13 protein-coding genes are annotated in these 22,591 nt (G+C 58.3%); 11 read left to right on the top strand and 2 right to left on the bottom strand.

Annotated elements, in window-relative coordinates; translation table 11 throughout:
* Nucleotides 1-9 precede the first annotated feature (9 nt).
* Together DFP98_RS21465 and DFP98_RS21470 are read right to left on the bottom strand one after the other, a co-directional pair.
* Entirely contained in the window at nt 10-5,181 is a 5,172-nt protein-coding gene (locus tag DFP98_RS21465; RefSeq protein ID WP_116062662.1) for an S-layer homology domain-containing protein, read from the bottom strand.
* A gap of 202 nt (nt 5,182-5,383) precedes the next feature.
* The gene (locus DFP98_RS21470) at nt 5,384-7,804 is read right to left on the bottom strand and encodes an MMPL family transporter (protein WP_147310256.1); all 2,421 of its coding nucleotides are present in this window, start codon (nt 7,802-7,804) and stop codon (nt 5,384-5,386) included.
* Between the two features lie 231 nt (nt 7,805-8,035).
* On the opposite strand from DFP98_RS21470, the gene pxpB reads away from it, so the two are divergent.
* The 11 genes from pxpB (at nt 8,036) to DFP98_RS21535 (ending at nt 22,590) form a co-directional block, all read left to right on the top strand.
* Nucleotides 8,036-9,787, top strand: a complete 1,752-nt coding sequence (gene pxpB / locus DFP98_RS21475) for a 5-oxoprolinase subunit PxpB (protein ID WP_181917839.1) — start codon at nt 8,036-8,038, stop codon at nt 9,785-9,787.
* Nucleotides 9,784-10,527, top strand: a complete 744-nt coding sequence (locus tag DFP98_RS21480) for a LamB/YcsF family protein (protein ID WP_116062665.1) — start codon at nt 9,784-9,786, stop codon at nt 10,525-10,527. Before pxpB ends, DFP98_RS21480 begins: the two co-directional genes overlap by 4 nt.
* A 104-nt stretch (nt 10,528-10,631) precedes the next feature.
* A complete protein-coding gene (locus DFP98_RS21485) occupies nt 10,632-12,755 on the top strand; it encodes a putative bifunctional diguanylate cyclase/phosphodiesterase (protein ID WP_116062666.1) in 2,124 nt (707 codons plus the stop codon).
* Between the two features lie 21 nt (nt 12,756-12,776).
* The gene (locus DFP98_RS21495; protein WP_147310257.1) at nt 12,777-14,447 is read left to right on the top strand and encodes a copper resistance CopC/CopD family protein; all 1,671 of its coding nucleotides are present in this window, start codon (nt 12,777-12,779) and stop codon (nt 14,445-14,447) included.
* A 69-nt stretch (nt 14,448-14,516) separates the two neighbouring features.
* A complete protein-coding gene (locus DFP98_RS21500) occupies nt 14,517-15,377 on the top strand; it encodes a sensor histidine kinase (protein ID WP_116062669.1) in 861 nt (286 codons plus the stop codon).
* Nucleotides 15,374-16,051, top strand: a complete 678-nt coding sequence (locus tag DFP98_RS21505) for a response regulator (RefSeq protein ID WP_116062670.1) — start codon at nt 15,374-15,376, stop codon at nt 16,049-16,051. Before DFP98_RS21500 ends, DFP98_RS21505 begins: the two co-directional genes overlap by 4 nt.
* A gap of 133 nt (nt 16,052-16,184) precedes the next feature.
* Entirely contained in the window at nt 16,185-16,820 is a 636-nt protein-coding gene (locus DFP98_RS21510) for a YcnI family copper-binding membrane protein (protein ID WP_116062671.1), read from the top strand.
* A gap of 947 nt (nt 16,821-17,767) precedes the next feature.
* Entirely contained in the window at nt 17,768-18,910 is a 1,143-nt protein-coding gene (locus DFP98_RS21520) for a GntR family transcriptional regulator (protein ID WP_116062673.1), read from the top strand.
* 661 nt (nt 18,911-19,571) lie between these two features.
* On the top strand, nt 19,572-20,474 hold the full coding sequence (locus tag DFP98_RS21525) for a sugar phosphate isomerase/epimerase family protein (protein WP_116062674.1): 903 nt from the start codon (nt 19,572-19,574) through the stop codon (nt 20,472-20,474).
* A gap of 14 nt (nt 20,475-20,488) precedes the next feature.
* On the top strand, nt 20,489-21,553 hold the full coding sequence (locus DFP98_RS21530) for a galactitol-1-phosphate 5-dehydrogenase (RefSeq protein WP_116062675.1): 1,065 nt from the start codon (nt 20,489-20,491) through the stop codon (nt 21,551-21,553).
* A 2-nt stretch (nt 21,554-21,555) separates the two neighbouring features.
* Nucleotides 21,556-22,590: an alcohol dehydrogenase catalytic domain-containing protein gene (locus tag DFP98_RS21535; protein WP_116062676.1), complete on the top strand. Its 1,035-nt coding sequence runs from the start codon at nt 21,556-21,558 to the stop codon at nt 22,588-22,590.
* The last annotated feature ends 1 nt before the right edge of the window (nt 22,591 follow it).

The raw sequence follows: 22,591 nt of genomic DNA on the forward strand, positions 1-22,591 counted from the left end.
CATTAACGCTTATCCTTGCTTATACCGGAGCAGATTGTAAATGAGTTGAGCGGCCTCCGACCGCGTCGCTTGACGCTGCGGAGCGAACAGACGATTGCCGTCGCCCTGCACGAGGCCGGCCTTCGAAGCGGCGACGACGGCAGCTTGCGCCCAGGCCGGGATGCCTGACGCATCGGCATAATCGGCCGCGGTGCCGGAGCCTGCCTCGATACGGAGCGCGCGAGCCAGCATGACGACCATCTCGGCGCGAGTCATCGGCTGCTCGGGAGCGAAACGGTCCGAGCTTCTTCCCGTTGCGATACCGGAGCGGACGGCTGCCGCGATGGCATCGGCATACCAGGCGCCGGGAGCAACGTCGTTGAATCCGGACGCTTCACTCGCAGATGGAAGTTGTAAGGCGTTGACCAGCAGGGCGACGAATTCCGCGCGTGTCGTCTTTCCGGCAGGATCGAACAACGAATCGCTTCTGCCGTTGACGATATGCTTGGCCGCAAGAATTTGCAGCGTCCGATTCGCCCAATGCTCCGCCGGAACGTCGGCGAACGATCGGTCGTACTCGAATAGCGAATAGACGCCCGATCGGAGCAGAAGCGCGCTTACTTGTTTCTTGACGGGGTCCGCGCTGCCGCCGATATATTTCCACGTTCCTTCTTCGTAGAGATAGAGTCCGAGAAGCTGCTCGTCGACTTGATCGGGATCATAGGGCAGCGCGATCGCGATGTCGTCGGACGGGAACGGAAGACGCTGTCCATTCGTGATCAGGGATACGGAGATGTCGTAAGCCCGATCCGCAAGCGTCCAGCGGACGCTGCCGCCATTCTCCGGTGCGGACGTTTCCTTCAGCGGAACGATGCCGATTTCAATCGAGGCGCTTTGCGCTTCCCCGGCTTGCTCCTTCAGCTTTTTCAATACCGCTTTCGGGATGTCCAGCGCAACGCCGCCCAGCCGGACTTGAAGCGGATAATCCCCTAAAGCGGCAAGAGGGAGCCGAGCTTGGGGAGACGATTCGTCAATTGTAACGTAAGCCGTCCCTTGCTTGATTTCGATGCTCTCGCTTGGGTTGTTAACGCCTGGCGATCCGCCGCTACCTCCGGCGTTAGGCTGGGAGCCTGTTCCCGTAGCGAAGAACAGCGCAATTTCGTTGGACAGGCCGCTCTCTCCGTATGAATCGTAGGCATTCGCCGCGAAGTAATACGTTTTTCCGCGTGTTAGATTCGGCGTTTCGTAGCTTGTCGAAGGGCCGACGTTAATCGCATTCTCGTAAATGCCGGGCGACGTACCGTATTTCACGATGTAGCCGGAAGCGCCGACTATCGCCTCCCAGCTTAGCGCTGCTTTTTGTCCCGAGATCGTTCCGCTCAGGAGCGGAGCGGCGAACGGTTGGTTGCCGAGCAGCATATAGCCGAATTGGGCGGGGGCTTTGCCCGCGCCGATGCCGCTGTTGTACTCGATCCATCCGTTGCGGGAGTCTCCGTGATCCGGATGACTTACGGTCCCATCGCTGTAGTTCGCCAATACGGAAATTCCCAAGGCGGAACCGTCTGTCGCCCGTAATCCTGCCGGAATAAGCTCACTCCATGGCACGGAAATTTCGTAACGCGTCTTATTGGACGCCGAATCGCGGACAATTGCAATTTCTCCGGCGGTAAAAACTCCCTCGGCTTTGCCCGCGATCGCGTGATAGCGGTAGCCGAGCGCCTGCCCGTCGTCGGTTAACCCGAAAGCGAGCTCTGTGTATCCTTTACTGCCGGGAGAACTTCCTCTGTCCGGGTCGATGGCGATTTGAATTCCCGAGCCTTTCCACAGGTCGGCCGGATCTGCGATCGCCAAATGGTGATTGTCCTCGGTTACCTCCATGGCGAAGTAGAAATGGTTCTCGTCCCAAGAGGTGTAGCCCACCGCTTCCAGCTGCTGCGGGGACCAGCGATCTGCGAACCCGGATTCGATGCCTCTCACCTGCGAGCGTTCGTTCATGCGAAATCCGGGAGCGCTCCATTCGTCCAGATTGCCGTCTATGGTAGGCCGCTGCGTCGCGTACCGGCTGCGCAGTGCCGACACATGCTTGTAGACGGTGATCGGCCTGGACTCGGTTACAGCTCCGCTTAGATCGTAAACCTTGTATTGCAAGCGATGCTCTCCATTGTTTAGGCCCGTTACGGTATAAGCGTAAGGCGCGGTTTCCAGCTCCTGCTCCAGCCGATCGTCGACGAACAGTTGAACTTTCCGGACGTTCGGAATGCCCGTAATATAAGGGGCGGTTGGCAGGTCGGCAAGGGTAAGCTCATATCCGTCCCTAATAGACAGAAAATCGACTGTTTTCGGTTTCTCGGCAACCGGAACGGAAGGGCCTGTCGTCACGCTGACTGTCGCCGAAGCGATGCCGACGTTACCGCTGCGGTCTTCGGCTTCGATCTTATAGAAATAGGTCGTGTTCGGCAGCATTTCCTCGCGGTCCTCGAAGGAAGCGGACACGGACTCGCCGACCATGTTGGCATAGGCCGGGACGAAATCCGCCGTCGTGCTTCTGTAAATATTGTAGTGCGCGATCTCGTCGTTCGCATCTGCGGCGGGCGTCCAGGAAAGCCGAACGTAACCGTCCAGTGCGGCGGCAACGCCCAACACTTCCGAAGGCGGCGTCAGATCCGAAGCTAGCAGCCGGGTCGCCTTGTCATATCCCGTACCGGCCTGCCAGGATGCGAGATCGGTATACGGTGTATCGTGGAAGCTTGCGTTGAACAGCAGCGAATCGCTGAAAATGGAATTGCGATCGATCGTCTCGACGCTCGTATCCGGACCGATGTTGAATACGCCGGTGCCTGTCGCCTCCTCTTTAAGCACGATACGATTGTCATGAATGGAGATACCCGTCCATGTGCCGTACGGATTAGCCGCGCTATTGACGGCTACCGTGTTGTCTACATCCACGATGATCGTGTTGTTCGCGACTTCCACGTCGTGCAGCCCTGTGGACAAATCCGGTCTTCCCGTGAAGTTGCCGAGCGCGATTTGACCTCTGCCGTTCGATTGCAGAGCTTGATTGCCTCGGACTTTGTTGTTTATTATTTTTCCTCCGTAATTGCTCATGGTCGTGATGCCGTTGCCTTTGTTATCGTGCGAGTAATTGTACCGCATCGTAATGTTGTCGCAGAACCAATCGATGTTGATTCCGGCTCCGTCGTAGCCCGAACCGGCGTCCTTCATGTTGTATACCTCGTTGAACTGGATGACGGAATCCCGCGAAGCGATAAACCATATCCCTCCTGGACCCCACGTATCCGTCCCTTGGCCGCCGTCGTGCACGACGTTTCTCTCGATTACCGAGTTATGCGCATTTTGCACAACGATACCCTGGCTGGCCGTATGGTGCACGAGATTTCCGGATACCTTGAGATTTCCGTACAGCAGTTGAGAGCGCAGCTCCTCGTTTTTGGCCGTATCCCAGCCCGTCGTCGTGATCCCGTACCAGCCTATGTTGTGCACCGTATTGTTGGAAATGACGATGTCCGTTGCGACCTCTCTGTGATCGGTTCCCGGCACGAGGGCAGAGACGACGATTCCGTTCGTGTTGCCGTCGTAGCTCGCGCTGTATACTTCGTTGCCGTCGATGACGACGTTGCCGTGGGGCTTCGACGAATCGTATTGAATAAGAATGCCGGCCGTAACTGCGTTCCAGGACAGCGTCGAGGACGCGATAATGTTAACGGCCAAGCCTTGTATGATCCAATGGCTTAGATTGTAGCCTGTGATAACGCTCCCGCCTCCGGGGGCGTTCCACGAGATCACCGGCTTGGCGCCCGTACCGTAGGAGGCTACCTTGATCGGAGACTGAGCCGTACCCGACCCGCTCAGAAGAAGCGGTTCGTTCCACGCGTCGCCCGCCTTGAGCAGAATCGAATCCCCGGCCCGGAAGACGGCCTGGTTGACCTTATCGAGCGTTCTCCATGCAGTCGCTTCGCTTAGCCCGTCATTCGCGTCGTTTCCGGTATCGGAGCTGACGTAATATGTCGTATTTCCGTCGGATACGACCGGAACCGAGACCGAGAAGACGCTGACCGAATCATAGGTTCCCGTCGCCCTTGTCAGCGATAAGGAGATTTTCCCCGCGGCAAAGGCCGTGTCGACGGCGGATAACAGCTTAACCCCGTTGATATGGAGTTCCAATTGTTTCCCCGCCACTACGCCTTTAAATGTATACGTCATCCCCGGAGTCAAGGAATATGGCGCTTCCGCCAGCACGGTAGTCTGGCCGTTTTCGACCTTGGCGATCTGCACGGTTCCGCTTGCGGAATATTGCACGACGTATTTGTTATTGGCGTCTTGGTATCGCATTCCGATGCCGATCTTACCGTCTTCCTTCACGTCGACCGCTGCGACCTGAACTTGCACCGCATAGTCGGACCAGGCTTCGTCTCCCGCATAAGCCTCGCCGCCCTGGCTGTCAGATTGAAAGAACACCTGATTCATCGCCAGATTCGTGACGGAGACATTGTCGAACTCGACCGAGGTTGCCCAAGTGGCCAGTCCAATCTTGCCGGAGAGGAACGGAGCGTTATCGTCCGTTGCTGTAAGCACCAGTTCCCCGTTGCGGTAGATTTTGAATTGGTTGCCCGAAGCCTCTACCTTGATCCTCACATAATCGGAGCGATCGAGAGAAGGACCGTCGTAAGCCTTGATCCAATCCTGAACGTCGCCGTTTTGCTTCATTATTCGGATGTACGTGTCGCTCATGTACAAATAATAGAAATGCCGGCTGTCCATATAGCGGAAATCCATCATTGCTCCCGCTCCGACCCCCAGCTTGACGTCCGCTTCGTAGACGTAATCCGTCCACGCGGCATCCCCGGCGACGAGCTCCGAGGCTCCGTTCTCGTTCGTTTGTTTGTACGCATAAGAGCTTCCGTTGTACGCGGCGACCCAAGCCCCTCCGTTATTACTCCATTGGGCAGCGCTTTCATTTTCGAAATCGTCCGAGAAAAGAGTAGGGTTGCCCCCGTTCACGGTTTCCCAATTTCCCTGGACAGGCGTCCAGGCCGCGGCAGCTCCGTTCTCGAAGTCCTCCTGGAACAGCAGGACGTTCGGTTCCGCCGCCGCCTGTCCCGGCAAGGCGATTGGCGTGCCTGTCATGACCAGCATGAAGATCATCATGAGCAGTATGGCGCGATGGTTGAAGACTTTTGGCATGTTGCTTTCTACCTCCGTAATGAAATGTTGTTCGGCTATTGGCCGTTAGCCTACTTAACGTATCATTCGGACTCTTTGAATGGCATGTGTCGAATAGGGGGATTTGCATGTGGTTTTTTATTTTTCGGGGTTGAGGGGGAAGCGTGAGCCGTCCGGAAGCTTAGGCGGAAGCCGCATTTGCCTGCTTGCAGCCCCGCCATGTCTATCGCTTGCTGCCTGATCTGCCGAATAAGTGGATCATCGAGGGCACGATAAGCCCCATGAATAGAGTTGCGTACAGCAGCAAGCCGATCAGCGCTCCGACGCCGATCTGGACTAGCGTATCCAGCCCCGAGAAGGCGAGCGCGCCGAACGTTCCCGCCATAATCGCGGCTGCCGAGCGAATGATGCCGCCGGTTGTCGACAAGGCGACGGCCATCGCCTCCGCTCTCGGGCTGCGCTGCGCCTCCTCCTTAAATCGCGCCATCAGGAAGATGCCGTAGTCGACGCCAAGCGCGACGGTAATAATGAAGACGAAGAACGAGACGGTCCACGACAACCCGGCATAGCCGAGCACCCTCACGAAGATGAACTCCAGAACTCCCATCGTGATCAAATAATTCAAGCCGAGCGACAGCAAGAGGCACAACGGCTTGACGAACGAGCGGAGCAGGAGCGCCAGCACCGCCGCGATTCCGGCCAGCACGAGACAGCCGGTGCGGGCGAAATCCCGCCAGGAAATCCCGCTTAGCTCCTTGTATTTGGCAGTTACGCCGGTGACGAACGCCTGGGGCTGTTCCAGCCAAGTACGATCCATGCTGTTGAGAACAAAGCTCGCAAGCTCGGGAATCGCATCCATCGCCTCGTCTGAATAGGGATGGGGCTTGAGCAGCAGCTCGAACTTCGCCGTTCGTCCGTCCGGAGCGATGTAGTAGTTGAGCGCTTGTTCTCCTGCGCTGAGCTTAGAACCCTCTTGCTGCGCCGGATTGGCAATCTCAAGCCGCTTCCAGGAGTCGAACTGCGACTGAAGCAGCTGGGAGAACCCCTCCTGCAGTTGCCGGGCGGACGATAAGATACCGAGCATGCCCTGACTTAGCGGAGTGGAATGAATCGCGATTTCTCGCAGAGCGGCCATTAAAATTTGCTGTTCGCCCTCCAGCGCTCGGATGAGTTCTCCGACGTTCGGGCCTTTAAGCTGTCCGGACACGGTCAACTGCTCCGGCTTCCTTCCAAGCGGGCGAACGGCGCTGCGCACCTCGCGCACGTACGGGAGAGCGGCCAGCTCCGCGCTTACTTGCTCCAGCGCCGCCAGGCCGGATGTGGTTCGCATCGATTGCTTGGCCGTGACCGCGATCGTGACCGGGAACACTTCTCCGGCGCTGAACGCCTTCTCGACTTGCCGGAAGCCGATAACGGATTCCAGCTTCGGATCGATTTCGGACAGGTCGTCGAACGTTCTCTTGCCTTGGAAGAGCAAAGCTAGAGGCGCGAGACAGACGACGGAGACGATCAGCACGAGTGCCGCCTTCTTCATGGAGATGGCGGCCAATTTGTCCCATAGCGGCTTGGAACGAGCAGCAGGTTTGCGGCGAGCGGGCCAGAACGCCGCCTTGCCGAATATTAGCAGCAGCGACGGCGTCAGCGTCCACGCGGCCGCAACCGTAATTAACACGCCGAGCGACACGCCGACGGCGGAGCGGTAAAGGCCGAACTCCGCGGCACCGAGCAGCAGAAAGGCGGCGAATACGGTGCTGGCCGCATATAGAATCGTGCCGCCTACGCTCGTCATCGTACGGACGAGCGCGTCGACCCGGTTGATTTTTCCGCCGCTTTCGCTCTGTAGTTCTTCCCTGTAACGTTGGATCAATAGAATACAATAATCCGTTCCCGCGCCGAACAAAACCGCGATCAGAAAAGATTCGGTGAAATGAGAAATCGGAATCCCCCACTGCGTTAAAGCTCCAAGCAGTCCCTCCGATACGGCGAAGCTGATCCCTATTGTAACTAGGGGGAGCAGCGGGGCCACGGGGGAGCGAAACAGCATCAGAAGTATGGCGAGCACAAGGCCAATCGTCAGCATCTCGGTGCGACGCAGACCGTTTTCGGCGGACTTCTGAAAATCCTGGGACAGCGGCGCGCTTCCGGTCAGCAGCGCATTAGCTCCTTCGGGGGCGGAGGCGAGCATGTTTTTCAAGCGGCCTAGCGTCGCCTGCGTGACGTCCTCGAAGTCGGCGGCGGGCAGATTGACCAGCACAAGACGGGTCGTCCCGTCTTGGCTGAGCAGCCGTTCTGCGAGCTCCGGCTGCGTGAGAGAAGAGACAACGCTAGTTATGCCCAGCTCGGCTTTGCGGTTGTCGATTTCATGAAGCGTTGCATTCAACCAGTCGTTGTCCGACTCGCGCAAGCCTTCGTCTCGGGAGAAAACCAGCACGGCTCCGGAGAGGGAACGATTGCCTGGATCGATATTTTGCAGCAGTTGCGTCGCCTGCACAGAGTCCGCGCTATCCGGCAGAAACCGCTGCTCCGAATGCTTAAGAATCGTCTGCAGGTTCGGCAGCGCGAATAACGAGAGAAGAGCTGCCGCCAGCCAAGCCGCCAGTACGACCCAACGCAGCTTGGCGATTGTCCTTATCCACTTTTCCAATTTGCGGGTCCCTCCCTTAGAGATGTACGGGGCGGACAAGAGGCGGTCTCTTTCGAATGGGGATGCGCACGGGGAAAGGCCGATTCTTCGTCGGCGCCTGGCTTAACGAAGATCAGCCTTTCCGGTGTGACTGCGATTCCGCTTTTGAACCAATCCGATCTTGCCTATAGTATAATTGTACCGTGATCTTCGAAAACGTTGCAAATGAAAGTTACGGAAAGGAGGCTCCGAATGCGTAAACATGCGTTCGAGACGATCTCGCTGGGAGATCGGGCGTTTGTTTTCCGTTGGCGCGAGCCGGTAGAGACCGCCTATCTTGCCGCGCGCGCTTCCGCCATTGCCGGATTGGGGCTGTCTTGGCTGCTGGAAGCTGCGGCGGTCAGCGGAGCGATCGCTTTTTATTTGAAGCCTTCTTGTTCATCGATAGAGGATGCGGCGACGGAATTGATCGGGCTGTGGAACGATTATGAAGCGGTAAATCCGCCGGCCGCCCGGCGGGTCGAATTGCCCGTCGTTTACGGGGGAGAGAACGGACCGGATTTGGAGGCTTGCGCAGCCAGAAGCCGCATGACGGAGTCGCAGTTCGCAGAGCTTCACGCCGCAGCCGAGTACAAGGTGGAGATGATCGGGTTCGCTCCGGGATTTCCTTATTTAAGCGGGCTGGACGAAAGGCTGGAGCAGCCTCGCAGGCCTAGTCCGCGCAAGCGGGTACCGGCCGGATCAGTGGCTGTGGCCGGCGGCCGAACCTGTATCTATCCGAACGAATCGCCGGGAGGTTGGCAAGTCATTGGCCGAACGGCCGTTCCGCTATTTCGGCCGGAGGAACGGGAGCCCTTCCTGCTCAAGCCGGGCGACGCCGTCAGCTTTGTTCTCTCCACAGAGCTGGAGCTGCGGGAAGACGGGGAGAAAAATACTTTCTTCGCTCCGGAGACCCCGGCGCTCAGGGTGCTGAAGCCGGGGCTGCTGACGACCGTGCAGGATGCCGGGCGCGCAGGCTGGCGGGCTTACGGCGTACCGGCCGGAGGGGCAATGGACGCTTGGGCGATGCGCAGGGCCAACCTGCTTGTCGGCAATGAGGAGGAAGCCGCCGTGCTGGAGCTGACGATGGTCGGCGGCACCTATTTAGCCGAGCGAGATTTGCTGCTGGCCATCTGCGGCGCGGATATATCGCCGCTTGCGGCGGGCGATCCCGTTCCGCTGAACAGGCCGGTATATGTATCCGCAGGCACGGAGCTATCGTTCGGCAAGCTTCGTTCCGGCTGTCGCGCCTACGTGGCGATCGCCGGCGGGATCGACGTGCCGGAGGTTCTCGGAAGCCGCAGCGCGGAGCCGCGAGCGGGCTTCGGCGGCGGCGGTCGGCCGCTCGCGGCCGGAGATGCGCTTGCCGCCGGAGCTCCTGCCTTCCGTGCGGAGGCATTGTTAAGGGCGCTTAGGAAGCAAGCTGAAGCCGCTGACGAGCAAGCTGCATGGAGCTCTGTAAGCTGGCATGCCGCCGACGATATAAGCAGCTTGGCTTGGCCTGGCGGAGAAGGCTTTACGCTTCGCATTGTGCCGGGAGAAGAGTGGGAGGAGTTTACCGAGGCGTCCAGAGAGCGGCTGCTTGACGCCGAGTATCGGGTGGAAGCCTCTTCGGATCGGATGGGCTTGAGGCTGGCCGGCGACCCGTTGATTCGGGACGGAGGAACCGAACTGGATTCGCACAGCGTCGTCGCCGGGACGATTCAGGTGCCTTCGGACGGAAAGCCGATCGTGCTGGGAGCGGGCTGTCAGCCGACGGGCGGCTATCCGAAGATCGGGCACGTCATCGGGGCCGATTGGCCGTTGCTGGCGCAAGCGGCGCCGGGCTGCAGGCTCGCCTTCGAGGCGGTTACGCTTGAGGAAGCCGAGCAGGCGTGGAGGCGGAGGCTCCGAGAGCATGCGCTGCTGAAAGCCGGAATCGGCCTGCGATTCGCACAAGCCGCGAGTAAAGGAGAAGCGAAATGAAAATAGATTTGAACGCGGATTTGGGGGAAGGCTTCGGCGCCTACGAATACGGGGAGGATGAGCGGCTGTTCGACGTCGTGTCGTCTGCGAACATCGCCTGCGGTTTCCACGCGGGCGATCCGCATACGATGCGGGCGACCGTAGAAGCCTGCGTGAGCAGGGGAGTAGCGATCGGAGCGCATCCCGGCGTGCCCGACCGTCTTGGCTTCGGACGGAGAGAGCTGGCGATTTCCCCGCGCGAAGCGGCGGACTTTATCCTGTACCAGGTCGGAGCGCTGTCCGGTTTCGCGCGCGCGGCGGGAGGACGACTGCGGCATGTGAAGCTTCACGGCGCTTTCTACCATATGGCATCCAAGGATGCGAATCTTGCCGAGGAGGTTGTGCAGGCGGTGCGGAGCCTGGACCCGGGGCTGCTGCTGTACGGACTGCCGGGCAGCTGCTTGGAGGCTGCCGCCGCGAAGTTCGGCATCGGCTATGCGGCCGAAGGCTTCACCGATCGCGCTTATTTGCCGGATGGACAGCTGGTATCGCGGCGATTGCCGGGTGCGGTGCTGGAACGGTCGGAGGACGTCGTTCGACAAGCTCTTGCATTAGCCGGACAAGGAAGATTCCAGACGTTATGCGTGCATGGAGACACGCCGCAAGCGGCGGAGCTTGCCCGACAAATTGCCGAGAAGTTGCAGCAAGAGGGATTCGAAATCGCCGCTCCGCATGCAAACGAGACGAAAAGCGTCGAATAATTGTCGAATGACCGCAGTTTTTCGTGCAGGAAAAGAAGTTGTTCATGTGGAAAATTTAGTATTGATGACCGGGCATTGAAAAGGGAATTCGTCGGAGGCAGTGTATGTGGATTAATCGCACGGAATTGAAAACGGTCTGGACGGTCGTTCTGGCGGCCGTTGCGTTCGCCGGCATCCAATGGAGCGGCGGCTGGCTCCAGACGCCGCTTGATTCGCTCGATCGCTACGCTATTCACCTCATTTTGGAATCATTGGCTTTCGCAGTTTGTTTTGCCTTGCTTATCCTAGGCTGGATGGTATTCGTGCCGACCTTGTGCAGGCACAGACTGATGACGGCGGCGTTGTTCTCGGCGGTCGGGTTGCTGGGACTGCTGCACGCCATAAGCGCTCCGAGCATGCCTTTGTACGAAGGGGCGGTCGGCGACACGCCAAGCGTTCTGTTGGAATGGATCGCCGAATCGACCGGGGCGGTCGGCCTGCTTGTCATTTTCTCGCTCGGCAACGCGCAAGTAAAGCCGCAAACTCGCATTCTGGCGATCATTCCCGTACTCGTTACCGTTGCGGTCGCCGCAGCTTTCGTTTTTCGCGCCGAAAGCTGGAATATTTCATTGATCGATTCGATCGAACCGTACCAGCAAATCCTAACGCTGCTGTGTTATGCGGCAACGATCTTCGCGCTGCTGTATCGCAATCGGGTCGAACGCCCGGAATCGATGCTTACGATCGTCCAGGCGCTCATCTGGCTGCTGCTGGCCAAGCTGGAGAAAATGCTGGGCAGCGGGCTTGGCTCGCCGCAAGATCTGTTCGGAGAAGGGTTTAAGCTGATCGGCTATTATTTTCTGCTGAAGGGGATTTATTTCGTTCTGATCGAGGAGCCTCACAGAAGACAGAAAAAGGCGGAAGCCCGCATTCAGTATATGGCCTACCACGACGAATTGACCGCTCTTCCCAACCGCCGGCTATTCTCGGAACGCGTTCGGTCCGAGATGACCCAATCGTACAAGGATGGCAGTCGTTTCGCGCTGCTATGGCTCGACATCGATCGCTTCAAGACGATCAACGATTCGATGGGCCATTCGTTCGGCGACCAGTTGCTCGTCTCGATCGCCAAGCGTTTGACGGCCAACGTGAACAGCCCGGATAACGTGTTCCGACTCGGCGGCGACGAGTTTACGGTGCTGCTGAGCGACATCCGCGACGCGAACGAAGCGGAGGAGGAGGCGCAGCGGCTGGTCGATCTGTTCGACCAACCGCTGAAGGCCGGCCCGTCCGCTTTCCACATTACGGGCAGCGTCGGACTGGCGATCTATCCGGAAGACGGCCAAACGCTCGACCTGCTGCTGCAAAACGCCGACACGGCGATGTACGGGGCGAAGGAATCGCGCAACGGCTGGAAAAGATATGAGACGAGGATGAATCAGAAGGCCAGGGAGAGATTGTTGCTGGAGAACGATCTGCGCATTGCGCTGGAGCTTGGGCAGTTTCGCCTGGTGTACCAGCCGCTGGTCGATCTTAGCCAAGATCATCTCGTGGGAGTCGAAGTGCTGCTTAGATGGCAGCATCCGCAGAAGGGGGAAATCCCTCCCTCCGAGTTCATTCCGCTATGCGAGGAGAACGGCTTCATTTTACCGCTGGGGGAATGGGTGCTGCGCAACGCCTGCCGGCAAATGAAGAGTTGGCACGATCTCGGACTGCCGCCGATCGTTCTGTCTGTCAACTTATCGATTCGTCAATTCCGTCAACACGATCTTTGCGCTCGCATCGAAAAAATATTATCGGAGACGGGGTTGCCGCCCCGGTGGCTGGAGCTCGAGATTACCGAGAGCATCATGGCCGATGTCACCTATGCGACCGAGATGCTGAAGCAGCTCAAGAAGCTGGGGGTGCGAATCAGCATCGACGATTTCGGGACCGGCTACAGCTCGCTGTATTATTTGAAGCGGTTCCCGATCGACAAGCTGAAGATCGACCGCACATTCGTGGACGAGGTGCTGACGGATCGCAACGATGCGGCCATCGTGTCGGGCATTTCCGCGATGGCGCTTAGTCTGGAGATCAAGGTGACGGCCGAAGGAGTGGAGAACGAGGGTCAGGTCGCCTTCCTGAAAGAGCTGAAATGTCAGGAGGCCCAAGGCTATTATTTCTCCAAGCCGGTTCCGCCCGATCAGTTCCAGAGCTTGTACGAGCTGGACAAATCGAAACGGGAGTCGGCTGCTGCGAACGGTTGAAAGATCCGGGAGGAGGCATAAATGTTGTATTTAAGAAAGCTAGAATTAAGGGATAGAAAATGGTTGGTGCGCGTCTTCGCCATCGCTTTGTTGGGCGCAGGTTTTGTTCTGTTTTCGCTTTTCGGAGCCCCGCGGCAGGCGCAAGCCCACGCCACGCTGGAGAAGGCGAGTCCGCAGGCGGATTCCCGGATGGACGCAAGTCCGGATGCGGTGGAGATCGTCTTTAACGAAAGGCTGGACAACGGAGGAGCCAAGCTGCTCGTACTTAACGAGTCGTCGAAGAACGTCGCCAAGGGCGAGCTTGAGCGCATCGAAGAAGGCAAAGGGATCCGAGTCGGACTGACGAAGCTCGGGGAAGGGCACTATACCGTCTCCTATTCGGTCATTTCGGCCGACGGACACCCGATTTCCGGGGCTTACGTGTTTACGGTGGGCAATCCCGCGCCGCTTGATAAGAGCAAGCTGGACCCGCATCAGCAGGTCGGCCATTCCCACAATCATGGCGGAGCGGGTCTGGGCGCGGACTCCTTCCTGCTGTACGCGGCCAGAATTTTGTATTACGCCGGGCTTCTCGCTGCGACCGGACTGGCGCTGTGGAGCTTGCTGCGCACCATGTCGCCGATCGTTCGCGATACGCATTCCCGGTCGCTGGGCCTGGCGGGCAAATTCGCGTTGATCGCCACGCTTGCTTACGTTTTCTTCAGCCTGCGCGATCTGGGCCAAGGGGAGCCGCTATCCGAGTGGGGCCGCATTTTGACGGAAACGACGATCGGAAGATTGTACATTGCCGAACTGCTGCTGGCACTGGCGGCTCCTTTGCTTCCTTCGCTGAAAGGTTTCCTGAGGGTGGTCTGGGCTGCGCTCGCGTTGTTCGCGGAAGCTTGGTCGGGGCATGCGGCGGCGTTTGACCCGATTTCTTACACGATATCGCTGGATTATGCGCATCTGGTTGCCGCCGCTTTATGGAGCGGAGGGCTAGTGCTGCTGCTCGCGGTGTGGTACAAGGAACGGCCCGAGGCGGGACGTTTTGCGCTCGTCTTCTCCAAATGGGCGTTGATTTCGTTCCTCGCGCTGTGGGTGACGGGGATTCTGTCGACGCTCAAATATTTGCCTTCCTTGGAATATTTGCAGTACACCGCCTGGGGCAAATGGCTGATCGCCAAAATCGCCATCTCTCTGCTCGTAGCCGTGACGGCGTTCTTGATCCGGTTGCGCCTGAAGAAGGGCGAGCTTCCGCGCGGGAGTCTGCTGAAGGTGGACATCGGTCTGCTGGCGGGCATCGTGCTCTGCGTCGGCATTCTGACCTATCAGACGCCGCTGCCGGTCAACGAGCCGCTCAGCTATCACAAGATGGGCACGGATATGCACGTCACGCTGCGCATCTCGCCGAATACGCCCGGTGAAAACCGGTTTACATTGAAAATATGGCTGCCCGAATGGGTCGGCAAAGGCGAGGCGAAAAGCGTTCAATTGCGTCTGCTCCCGCTCGATCGGGAAGGGATGGGCTATATCGACGTACCGCTTCAGCCGTACGAGGACGAAGAGCAGGATGCATTTCCGGATTATAAGAAATCGACGTATACGGCGGAGGGGCCTTATCTGCCGTTCGCAGGACAATGGAAGGCGCAGGTCCGGGTTACCGATGCGGAAGATACGGAGCGGGTTGTAGAGACGACGTATCGTATCTATTAGCAATTGTTTCAAAAAGTCCGATTTCGATCACACAGCGCGTAGCGACGGGAGCGGGGAGGGGGAAGCGGGTTGGATAACCGGAGTAAGGACAGAAGAATCAAATGGCTGATTTTACTCATTCCGACGCTGACGATCGGCCTGTGGGAATATGTCAGGCATGCCTTCCTGCTGCCGTATGTGTCGATGGAGCTGGGCAACCTGTTGGCGCCGTTTATCGTGCTGGCCGTTACCTTGACGTTGGTACGCAGCTTGTTCGCGCGTCTGGAGCAGTCCCAAAAGGAACTGCAGCGGGAGAAGGAAGGGAAGGCGGCGTTAGAGGAACGGGAGAGCTTGGCGCGGGAGCTCCATGACGGAATTTCGCAGTCGTTGTTTCTGCTCGCCGTTAAGCTGGACCAGCTTGACGGGGCTAGCCGGGAGGAATCGGTGCGGGAGCTGGCCAAAGGGCTTAGGGAGACGGTCCGGGTCATGCACGAGGATGTACGCCAGGCGATCGCCAATCTGCGCCTTCCTCCTTCGCCGGAATCGGCCGCGTGGGTCGGACCGCTGCGGGAGCTGCTCGGCGAGACGGCGGAGCTTAGCGGAGCCAGGGCGGATTTTCAGTGGACGATTCCGGATGACGGCTTGACCGACAAGGAGAAGGTGGAGCTTCACGCCTGCGTTCGGGAGGCGCTGGTCAACGTTCGCAAACATGCGAGAGCTTCGCATGTGTATGTTGTCGGGGAACCGGACGGAGCGGGCGGTTTTCGCTGCCGTATCGAAGACGATGGCGTTGGGTTCGGCGGCGATCCGTTTCAGGCGCAGGGGCGTTTCGGCTTGCGCATGGTCAGGGACCGGGCCGGAGCGATGGGCTGGTCGTTCCTGGCCGAACGACGTGGGGAACGGACGGTAGTGGAGCTCGTCAAAAGCGGGAGGAAGGCGAAGAAGGAATGAACAGGGTCGTACGATTGCTGCTGGCCGACGACCATCGGCACGCGAGAGAAGGGATGAGGACGATCGTATCCTCGCTGGAGGAGTTCACCGTCGTCGGGGAAGCCGCCAGCGGCGAGGAAGCGCTTCGAATGACGGAGGAGCTTGCGCCGGATATGATTTTGATGGATATCAACATGCCGGGAATGGGCGGATTGGAAGCGGTCAAGGCGATCAAAACGTCGTTTCCCGCGGTGAAGATCGTAATGGTAACGGTGTCGGACGATGTCTCGCATCTGTTCGAGGCGCTTAAGAAGGGCGCGCAGGGCTACTTGCTGAAAAACTTGAATCCTGCCGCTTGGCGGGATTATTTGCGCGCGGTCGCATTCGACGAAGCTCCGTTGAATCCGGACGTAGCCATGTCGATCCTTCGCGAGTTTGCCGATCGCAAGCCCGGTCACGCGACGGACCCGACCAGGGAGCGGCCGCAGGACGGCGGCGGATTGACGCCGCGGGAGCGGGATATTCTCCAAGAGGTCGCCCGTGGGCAGACGAACCGGGAAATCGCCGCATTGCTCGGGCTGTCCGAGCATACGGTCAAAAATCATTTGAAAAATATTTTGCAGAAGCTTCATCTCGATAACCGGGTTCAGTTGACCCGATATGCTTATGAACGGGGAATGGTCGAGCCGGAGTAGACGAACGGCGATGTTTCAATATTGTCACAATGAGCAGAACGAAATGACTCTTTCGGGTCATGCGCCGCTGCCGGGAACGGACTATACTGTGAAATATCGTTAACTAATCGAATCAGGAAGGTTGGATATTCCAATGAAAAAAAGCGTATCTTTGCTGCTTGTTCTTCTGCTGTCGCTCGGCTTCGCGGGCTTGGCCAGCGCTCACGTGACAGTTCAACCGGGCTCCGTGCCGGCAGGCTCCTATCAAGTGTTCACCGTTCGCGTTCCGTCCGAGAAGGACGCTGCTACGACCCAGGTGAAGGTGGCGATTCCGGACGGCGTCAACATCAGCCGTTTCGAGCCTAAGCCGGAATGGACGTATGAGATCGAGAAGGGCGCGGAGGATAAAATCGTCAGCGTCACTTGGAAGGCGACCGGAAACGGCCTTGGCGCTACGGAGTTCGGCGAATTCCGCATGCAGGGCAAAGTCGCCGACGATGCCAAGGAACTGAGCTGGAAAGCGTACCAGACTTACTCCGACGGAGAGGTCGTCGAATGGACGGGCGCACCGGACGCCGATAAACCGGCCTCGATCACTACGGTGACGGCTGCGACCGGCGACGGTCACGGTGACGGACACGGCGCTTCGAGCGGGGCAGCTGCAGCTTCCAGCGACGCCAACGATGAAGGCGGGCGGGATACATTGACACTGTCGCTGGCGATCGCCGGACTTGCCGCGGGCGTTCTGGCGCTGATCGTTGCGATTGTTCGCAAGCCTAAGCGGGGATAATTTAATAGGGGAGAACGCCAAGAAGCCGCGGTTTCTTGGCGTTTTTTTTATGACCGACCCATCCTCGCATGAACATACACCGACCAATTTACGCGTGAACATACAATCGACCCATCAATACTCCTGAACATTTAACCGACTAATCCATTCGTATCAACATAAAACCGACCAATTCAAACGCATGAACATTCCACCTGCGTAGGGGGCGAGTAAGAATTGCCCGAAAGCATCATATAACGTGCGTCTAATTGAACGTCCCTCACCTGCAGCTTGACGGAGACGAGGAGCAATGTTACTCCACTGCTGAGGTAGCACTAAGGTACCTTTTTTGCCTCCACGCTCCCGTCTCGCCACCGCGAAGGCACTTTTTTTGCCTCCACACTCCCGTCTCGCCACCGCGAAGGCACTTTTTTGGCCTTCGCACTCCCGTCCCGCCACCGCGAAGGCACCTTTTTGGCCTTCGCACTCCCATCCGGCCACCGCGAAGGCACTTTTTTTGCCTTCACACTCCCGTCCTGCCATCGCCAAGGCACTTTTTTTGCCTCCACACTCTCGTCCGGCCACCGCGAAGGCACTTTTTTTGCCTCCACACTCGCGTCCCGCCACCGCGAAGGCACCTTTTTGGCCTCCACACTCCCGTCCCGTCACCGCGAAGGCACTTTTGACCTAAGTCCCAAAGGCTTCGGTCCTCCACAACCTTTTCTCTTGGATCATGGAGCGACTTGTGCTGACAGCATTGGAGGAGGGGATTGGCGAAGAAATCGCATATCAGCGTCCAACGAAGCCATAACGGTTTACCCCATGAGATTATAGTGAGTTAGTGGTAGTCAATTCCCAATCGTTCAGTCGGAGATTTTTGGGATGCGTAAGCGGAAGTGGGTTTCTCCTTGTCCTTAATTTCGCTATAATACATCTGATACGTAAATGTATTATTGGGGAGCCGAGCGATGAGAGAGAAGTTGACGAAGGGGCCAGTCGTGCTCTATGAGCAGATGAGAGTGAAAATATTAGAGCTGATCCGCGAGCAAGGACTGAAACCGCACGATCCCGTTCCATCGGAGACGGAGCTTGCCCGAATGTACGGCGTCAGCAGCCGGACAAGCAAGGAGGCGCTGCTTCAGCTTGCACGCGAGGGCGTTGTGTACCGCATGCCGCGGCGGGGAACGTTTCTGGCCAAGCTGCCGGAGGAGGGCGGGACGGAGCGGGAGAGAAGCCCTCTGCGCATAGCGGACCGTCCTACGGTCGGTGTGCTGCTGCCTGATCCGGACGAGTATGTTGGGCGCGTGCTGCAGGCGCTGACGGAGGGGCTGGCCGAGCGCGGATTTGAGATGTTGATCCGTTTTACTTCTGGGGAGCCGGAGAAGGAAGACAAGATGGCGGAAGAGCTTGTGCAGCGATACGGCGTGGCGGGATTGATCGTATACCCCGGGCGCCACGATACGTTAAACGAGGTGCTGTTAAGGCTTCATACACAGGGCTTCCCGGTCGTTGTCGTCGACCGGGCTTTCCGGGAAATCAGCATCCCGAGCGTCTACCACGACCATTTTCACGGTTCGCTGGAAATGACCGCTTATTTGATCGGACGCGGGCATCGCCGCATCGGTTACGTCTCCGAGCCCTTCCGCGGCCTGATGAGTCGAGAGGATCGGTTCAACGGGTATACGCAGGCGTTCCTGGACGCTTCCTTAAGCCTAGACTTGAGCCTCGTGCATCAACTCGGCGACACGCACACCCAGTCCGAAGAGGAGGGGAAGCGGCTGGCCGCTTACCTTGGAGCGAACCGCGACATGACGGCAGTCGTCTGTTCCAACGACTATGTGGCGTTGTCCGTCATGCAGGTTGCGTACCGGCTCGGCATGTCCGTGCCAAACGACCTGTCGATCGTCGGTTTTACCGACTTCGCCTTTTCCGAGCTGCTGCCCGTGCCGCTGACCACCGTCGAGAAGACGGCTTTAGAGCTCGGTTTTGCGGCGGCGCAAATGCTTGCCGAGCTCATCGCCGATCCGTCGTCCCGTCGTCCGCCGCTTGTTATCCCGACTCGCCTGAGGGAGCGGGATAGCGTCAGAGCAATCGGAGATTCAAATATATAAGCATATACGAATTTGACAGAAACCCGTTCAAGGGACCGATTGGTCCTTGGGCGGGTTTTTGTTTATTTTCGTCGCTTTTTCTAAAGCGGACCAACTGAGGTAGATCAGTATGCCTACGAGAAACGGCTCGCAGACCGCAAGAAGGGCTGGAGTGCTCGAATCCGCTCGCGTAAGGGTCTGACAGACCGTAAGAGGAGGTTGAGAGCACGAATTTGCGTGCGTAAGGGTCTGGCAGACCCTAAGAGGAGGTTGAAAGCACGAATTTGGGTGCGTAAGGGTCTGACAGACCGTAAGAGGAGGTTGAGAGCACGAATTTGCGTGCGTAAGGGTCTGGCAGACCGTAAGAGGAGGTTGAAAGCACGAATTTGCGTGCGTAAGGGTCTGGCAGACCGTAAGAGGAGGTTGAGAGTACGAATTTGGGTGCGTAAGGGTCTGGCAGACCGTAAGAAGCAGAGGAAAGCTCGAATCTGCTCGAGTAACCGCCTACCAGACCGCAAAGCCACTCAGTTCAAGCGATATTACACGAGTTTATCGAGTTCATATATGCGAATGGGGCTGCCACAGTTTTTTACTTAAATTGCTTAAAACACCCTTGAATGTATCAGTGAAACAAAATAGTATTAAAAATGAATCAATAATACGAAAAGGGTGAGAGAACCGAATGCCCGCAAAATTGAAGCTGGGAATGAATCTCGGATTTGCGATCAACAAGTACGTCGAGCCGGAGGTATGGTCGAGGCTCGTCGCCGAGGAGATGGGGGTCCGCAACGTGCAGCTCGTCGCGGACTTGCTCAATGTGTTCCTGCCGGACGACTACGTCCTGAGACAGGTAGAGAGGATCAATGCAAGCACACAACGGTACGGTTTGAACGTGACGTCGACGTTCACGAGCGCGTTTACGCGGGTGAATCACTTCATGCATCCGGATGCGGAAGCGCGACGGATTTGGCTTGAGTGGTTCAAGAAGTTCGCCAAGGCGTCCGCCGCTCTCGGGGCGAGGTCGACCGGAAGCCATTTCGGCATTTTGACGTTTACGGACTTCGACGACGTCAAGCGCAGGGAATTCGTCATCGAAGAAGCGCTGAAGCTGTGGAAGGAACTGAGCTGGTATTGTCGGGACCTGGGAATGGACTACCTGACGTTCGAGCCGATGTCCATTCCCCGGGAAATGGCGAATACGGTCGAAGACACGAAAGAACTGCTGGAGCGCTTGAACGACGGGGCCGGGCTGCCTTTCAAGGTGTGTCTGGACGTTGGTCACGCTCCGCATCCGGACGACCGCGATCCTTACCGCTGGGTGAGGGAGCTGGGCCGCGTATCCCCGATTATTCATATCCAGCAGACGGAGCTGAATCATAGCCGACATTGGCCTTTTACGGAGGAGTACAACGCGCTTGGCATCATTCACGGAGAGAAGCTGCTGGAGGCGATTGAGCAGTCCGGCGCGGAGGAGGCGGAGCTTGTGTTCGAGCTGTCGCATCGCGAGGCATGGTCGACGGAGTTCCGGATCGTTCAGGATCATAAGGAATCGGTGGACTACTGGCGGCAGTTCGTTAAGGACTAGGAGGCGGGGAAAAAATGGCGACGATGAAGGCGTGGGTGTTGAACGGAATCGGCGATCTGAGGCTGATGCGGGTGCCGAAGCCGGCCCCCGGCAGAGGAGAGGTTCTGCTGAAGGTGACGGCATGCGGCGTATGCGGCTCCGACATTCCCCGCATTTATGAGAAAGGCACCTACAAGTTTCCGACGATTCCGGGCCATGAGTTTTCCGGGCGCGTAGAAGCCGTTGGCGAAGGAGAGGACGAGCGGCTGATCGGGACGATGGCCGCGGTATTTCCGCTGCTGCCGTGTCGCGCCTGCCCAAGCTGCGAGGTCGGCGCCTACGCAACTTGCAGCGCCTACGACTACAAGGGCTCCCGGTCGGACGGGGCGTTCGCCGAGTACGTCTGCGTGCCGGCATGGAATTTGATTCCGGCTCCGGAAGGGCTGAGCGGCGAGGAGCTGGCGATGGCCGAGCCGGCCGCGGTCGCGATTCATGCGCTGCGGCGCGGCGGGCTGGACATCGGCGATCGTGTGCTGATTAGCGGCGCCGGGCCGATCGGCTTGATGTTGGCCCAGTGGGCGCGAGCTTGGGGGGCTTCCCAGGTGCTGCTAGCTGACGTTGACGATAGCAAGCTTGCGTTCGCCCGAGAGAACGGTTTTGCAGACGTCGTGAACGCTGCGAACGAGGATGTGCAGACGTGGACGATGGAACGGACGGAGGGAACGGGCGTCGATCTCGCCGTCGAAGGCGCGGGACATCCTGCTTCGTGGGAAAACTGCCTGCGCGCGGCTCGGCCGGGAGGGCGCGTCGTGCTGATGGGCAACCCGTCCGGACCGATGGGACTGACGCAAAACGGCTATTGGGAAATGCTTCGCAAGCAGCTGACCGTCGTCGGAACGTGGAATTCGGATTACGCCGAGCTGCCGAAGAACGAATGGAAGCTGGCCGTACGGGCAATGGCCCAGGGCAAGCTTCAAATCCCTCCTTTGATTACGCATAAGGTTGCGCTGGAGGAGCTTGGAGAAGCGCTCGGCATGATGCGGGACCGGACGGCTTTTTACAACAAAGTGATGTGGACTATCGGTAAAGGAGAGGGTTAAAGATGAAAGCGGCGGTATTGGAGCAGTTGGAAAGAATGGCGTTAAAGGAGGTGCCGACGCCGGAGGTCGACGCGGACAGCATTCTGATGAAGGTGGAGGCGGTCGGCATCTGCGGCAGCGATATTCGAATCTATCGTCATGGCAACAGCCGCGTGCAGCTTCCGCAAATTCTCGGTCATGAAGCCGCGGGGCGCGTCGTCGCGGTCGGCGCCAACGTCACCCGGTTCTCGGTCGGCGACCGGATATGTCTCGGGGCGGACGTGCCGTGCGGAGAGTGCGTATTTTGCGAGGCGGGCATCGGGAACAACTGTCAGATCAACTACGCGATGGGTTATCAGTTTGCCGGCAGCTTCGCGGAATACGTTCTGCTCAACAAGATGGTCGTGAACTACGGACCGATACACAAAATCGGCGACGGGATCAGCTACGAGGAAGCCGCCTTGGCGGAGCCGCTTGCCTGCGTATTGAACGGATTGGAGCTGTCTCAGGTGAAGCTGGGGGACACCGTCGTCGTCATCGGCGCCGGACCGATCGGGATGATGCTCGTCGAGGTGGCGATGAAGATGGGAGCGAGAGTGCTGCTCGTCAATCGTTCGCGTCCCCGCCTCGAAATCGCGAAACGGCTCGGAGCGGCGGCCTACATCTGTTCGGGCGACGAAGACGCAGTGCAGCGCGTGCTTGATGAAACGGGGGGCCTCGGAGCGGACGTCGTCATCACGTGCAACCCGTCGCCGGAATCCCAAGTCGACGCGATCCGCATGGCCAAGAACAGGGCTCGGGTCAACTTCTTCGGCGGGCTGCCGAAGGACCGGGCGATTGTTCCGCTCGATACAAACCTGATTCACTACAAGGAACTGTTCGTTCACGGCGCCCACGGCTCGCTTCCCCGCCATCATCAGCAGGCAGTCGAACTGATCAATAACGGCATCATCGATATGTCCAAGTTTATTAGCCATCGCTTCCCGCTCGAACGGATCGAGGAAGCGATTCGCGTCGCAGAGAGCCACGAAGGTCTGCGCGTTATCGTGAAGCCGTGAG

This window comes from Cohnella phaseoli (assembly GCF_003386235.1).
Taxonomy (GTDB): Bacteria; Bacillota; Bacilli; order Paenibacillales; family Paenibacillaceae; genus Cohnella; species Cohnella phaseoli.

Coding starts and splice junctions, on each gene's coding strand:
- DFP98_RS21485 (WP_116062666.1), top strand. CDS start 10,632: ATGTGGATTAATCGCACGGAATTGAAAACGGTCTGGACGGTCGTTCTG.
- pxpB (WP_181917839.1), top strand. CDS start 8,036: ATGCGTAAACATGCGTTCGAGACGATCTCGCTGGGAGATCGGGCGTTT.
- DFP98_RS21510 (WP_116062671.1), top strand. CDS start 16,185: ATGAAAAAAAGCGTATCTTTGCTGCTTGTTCTTCTGCTGTCGCTCGGC.
- DFP98_RS21480 (WP_116062665.1), top strand. CDS start 9,784: ATGAAAATAGATTTGAACGCGGATTTGGGGGAAGGCTTCGGCGCCTAC.
- DFP98_RS21525 (WP_116062674.1), top strand. CDS start 19,572: ATGCCCGCAAAATTGAAGCTGGGAATGAATCTCGGATTTGCGATCAAC.
- DFP98_RS21505 (WP_116062670.1), top strand. CDS start 15,374: ATGAACAGGGTCGTACGATTGCTGCTGGCCGACGACCATCGGCACGCG.
- DFP98_RS21495 (WP_147310257.1), top strand. CDS start 12,777: ATGTTGTATTTAAGAAAGCTAGAATTAAGGGATAGAAAATGGTTGGTG.
- DFP98_RS21520 (WP_116062673.1), top strand. CDS start 17,768: ATGAGAGAGAAGTTGACGAAGGGGCCAGTCGTGCTCTATGAGCAGATG.
- DFP98_RS21535 (WP_116062676.1), top strand. CDS start 21,556: ATGAAAGCGGCGGTATTGGAGCAGTTGGAAAGAATGGCGTTAAAGGAG.
- DFP98_RS21530 (WP_116062675.1), top strand. CDS start 20,489: ATGGCGACGATGAAGGCGTGGGTGTTGAACGGAATCGGCGATCTGAGG.
- DFP98_RS21465 (WP_116062662.1), bottom strand. CDS start 5,181: ATGCCAAAAGTCTTCAACCATCGCGCCATACTGCTCATGATGATCTTC.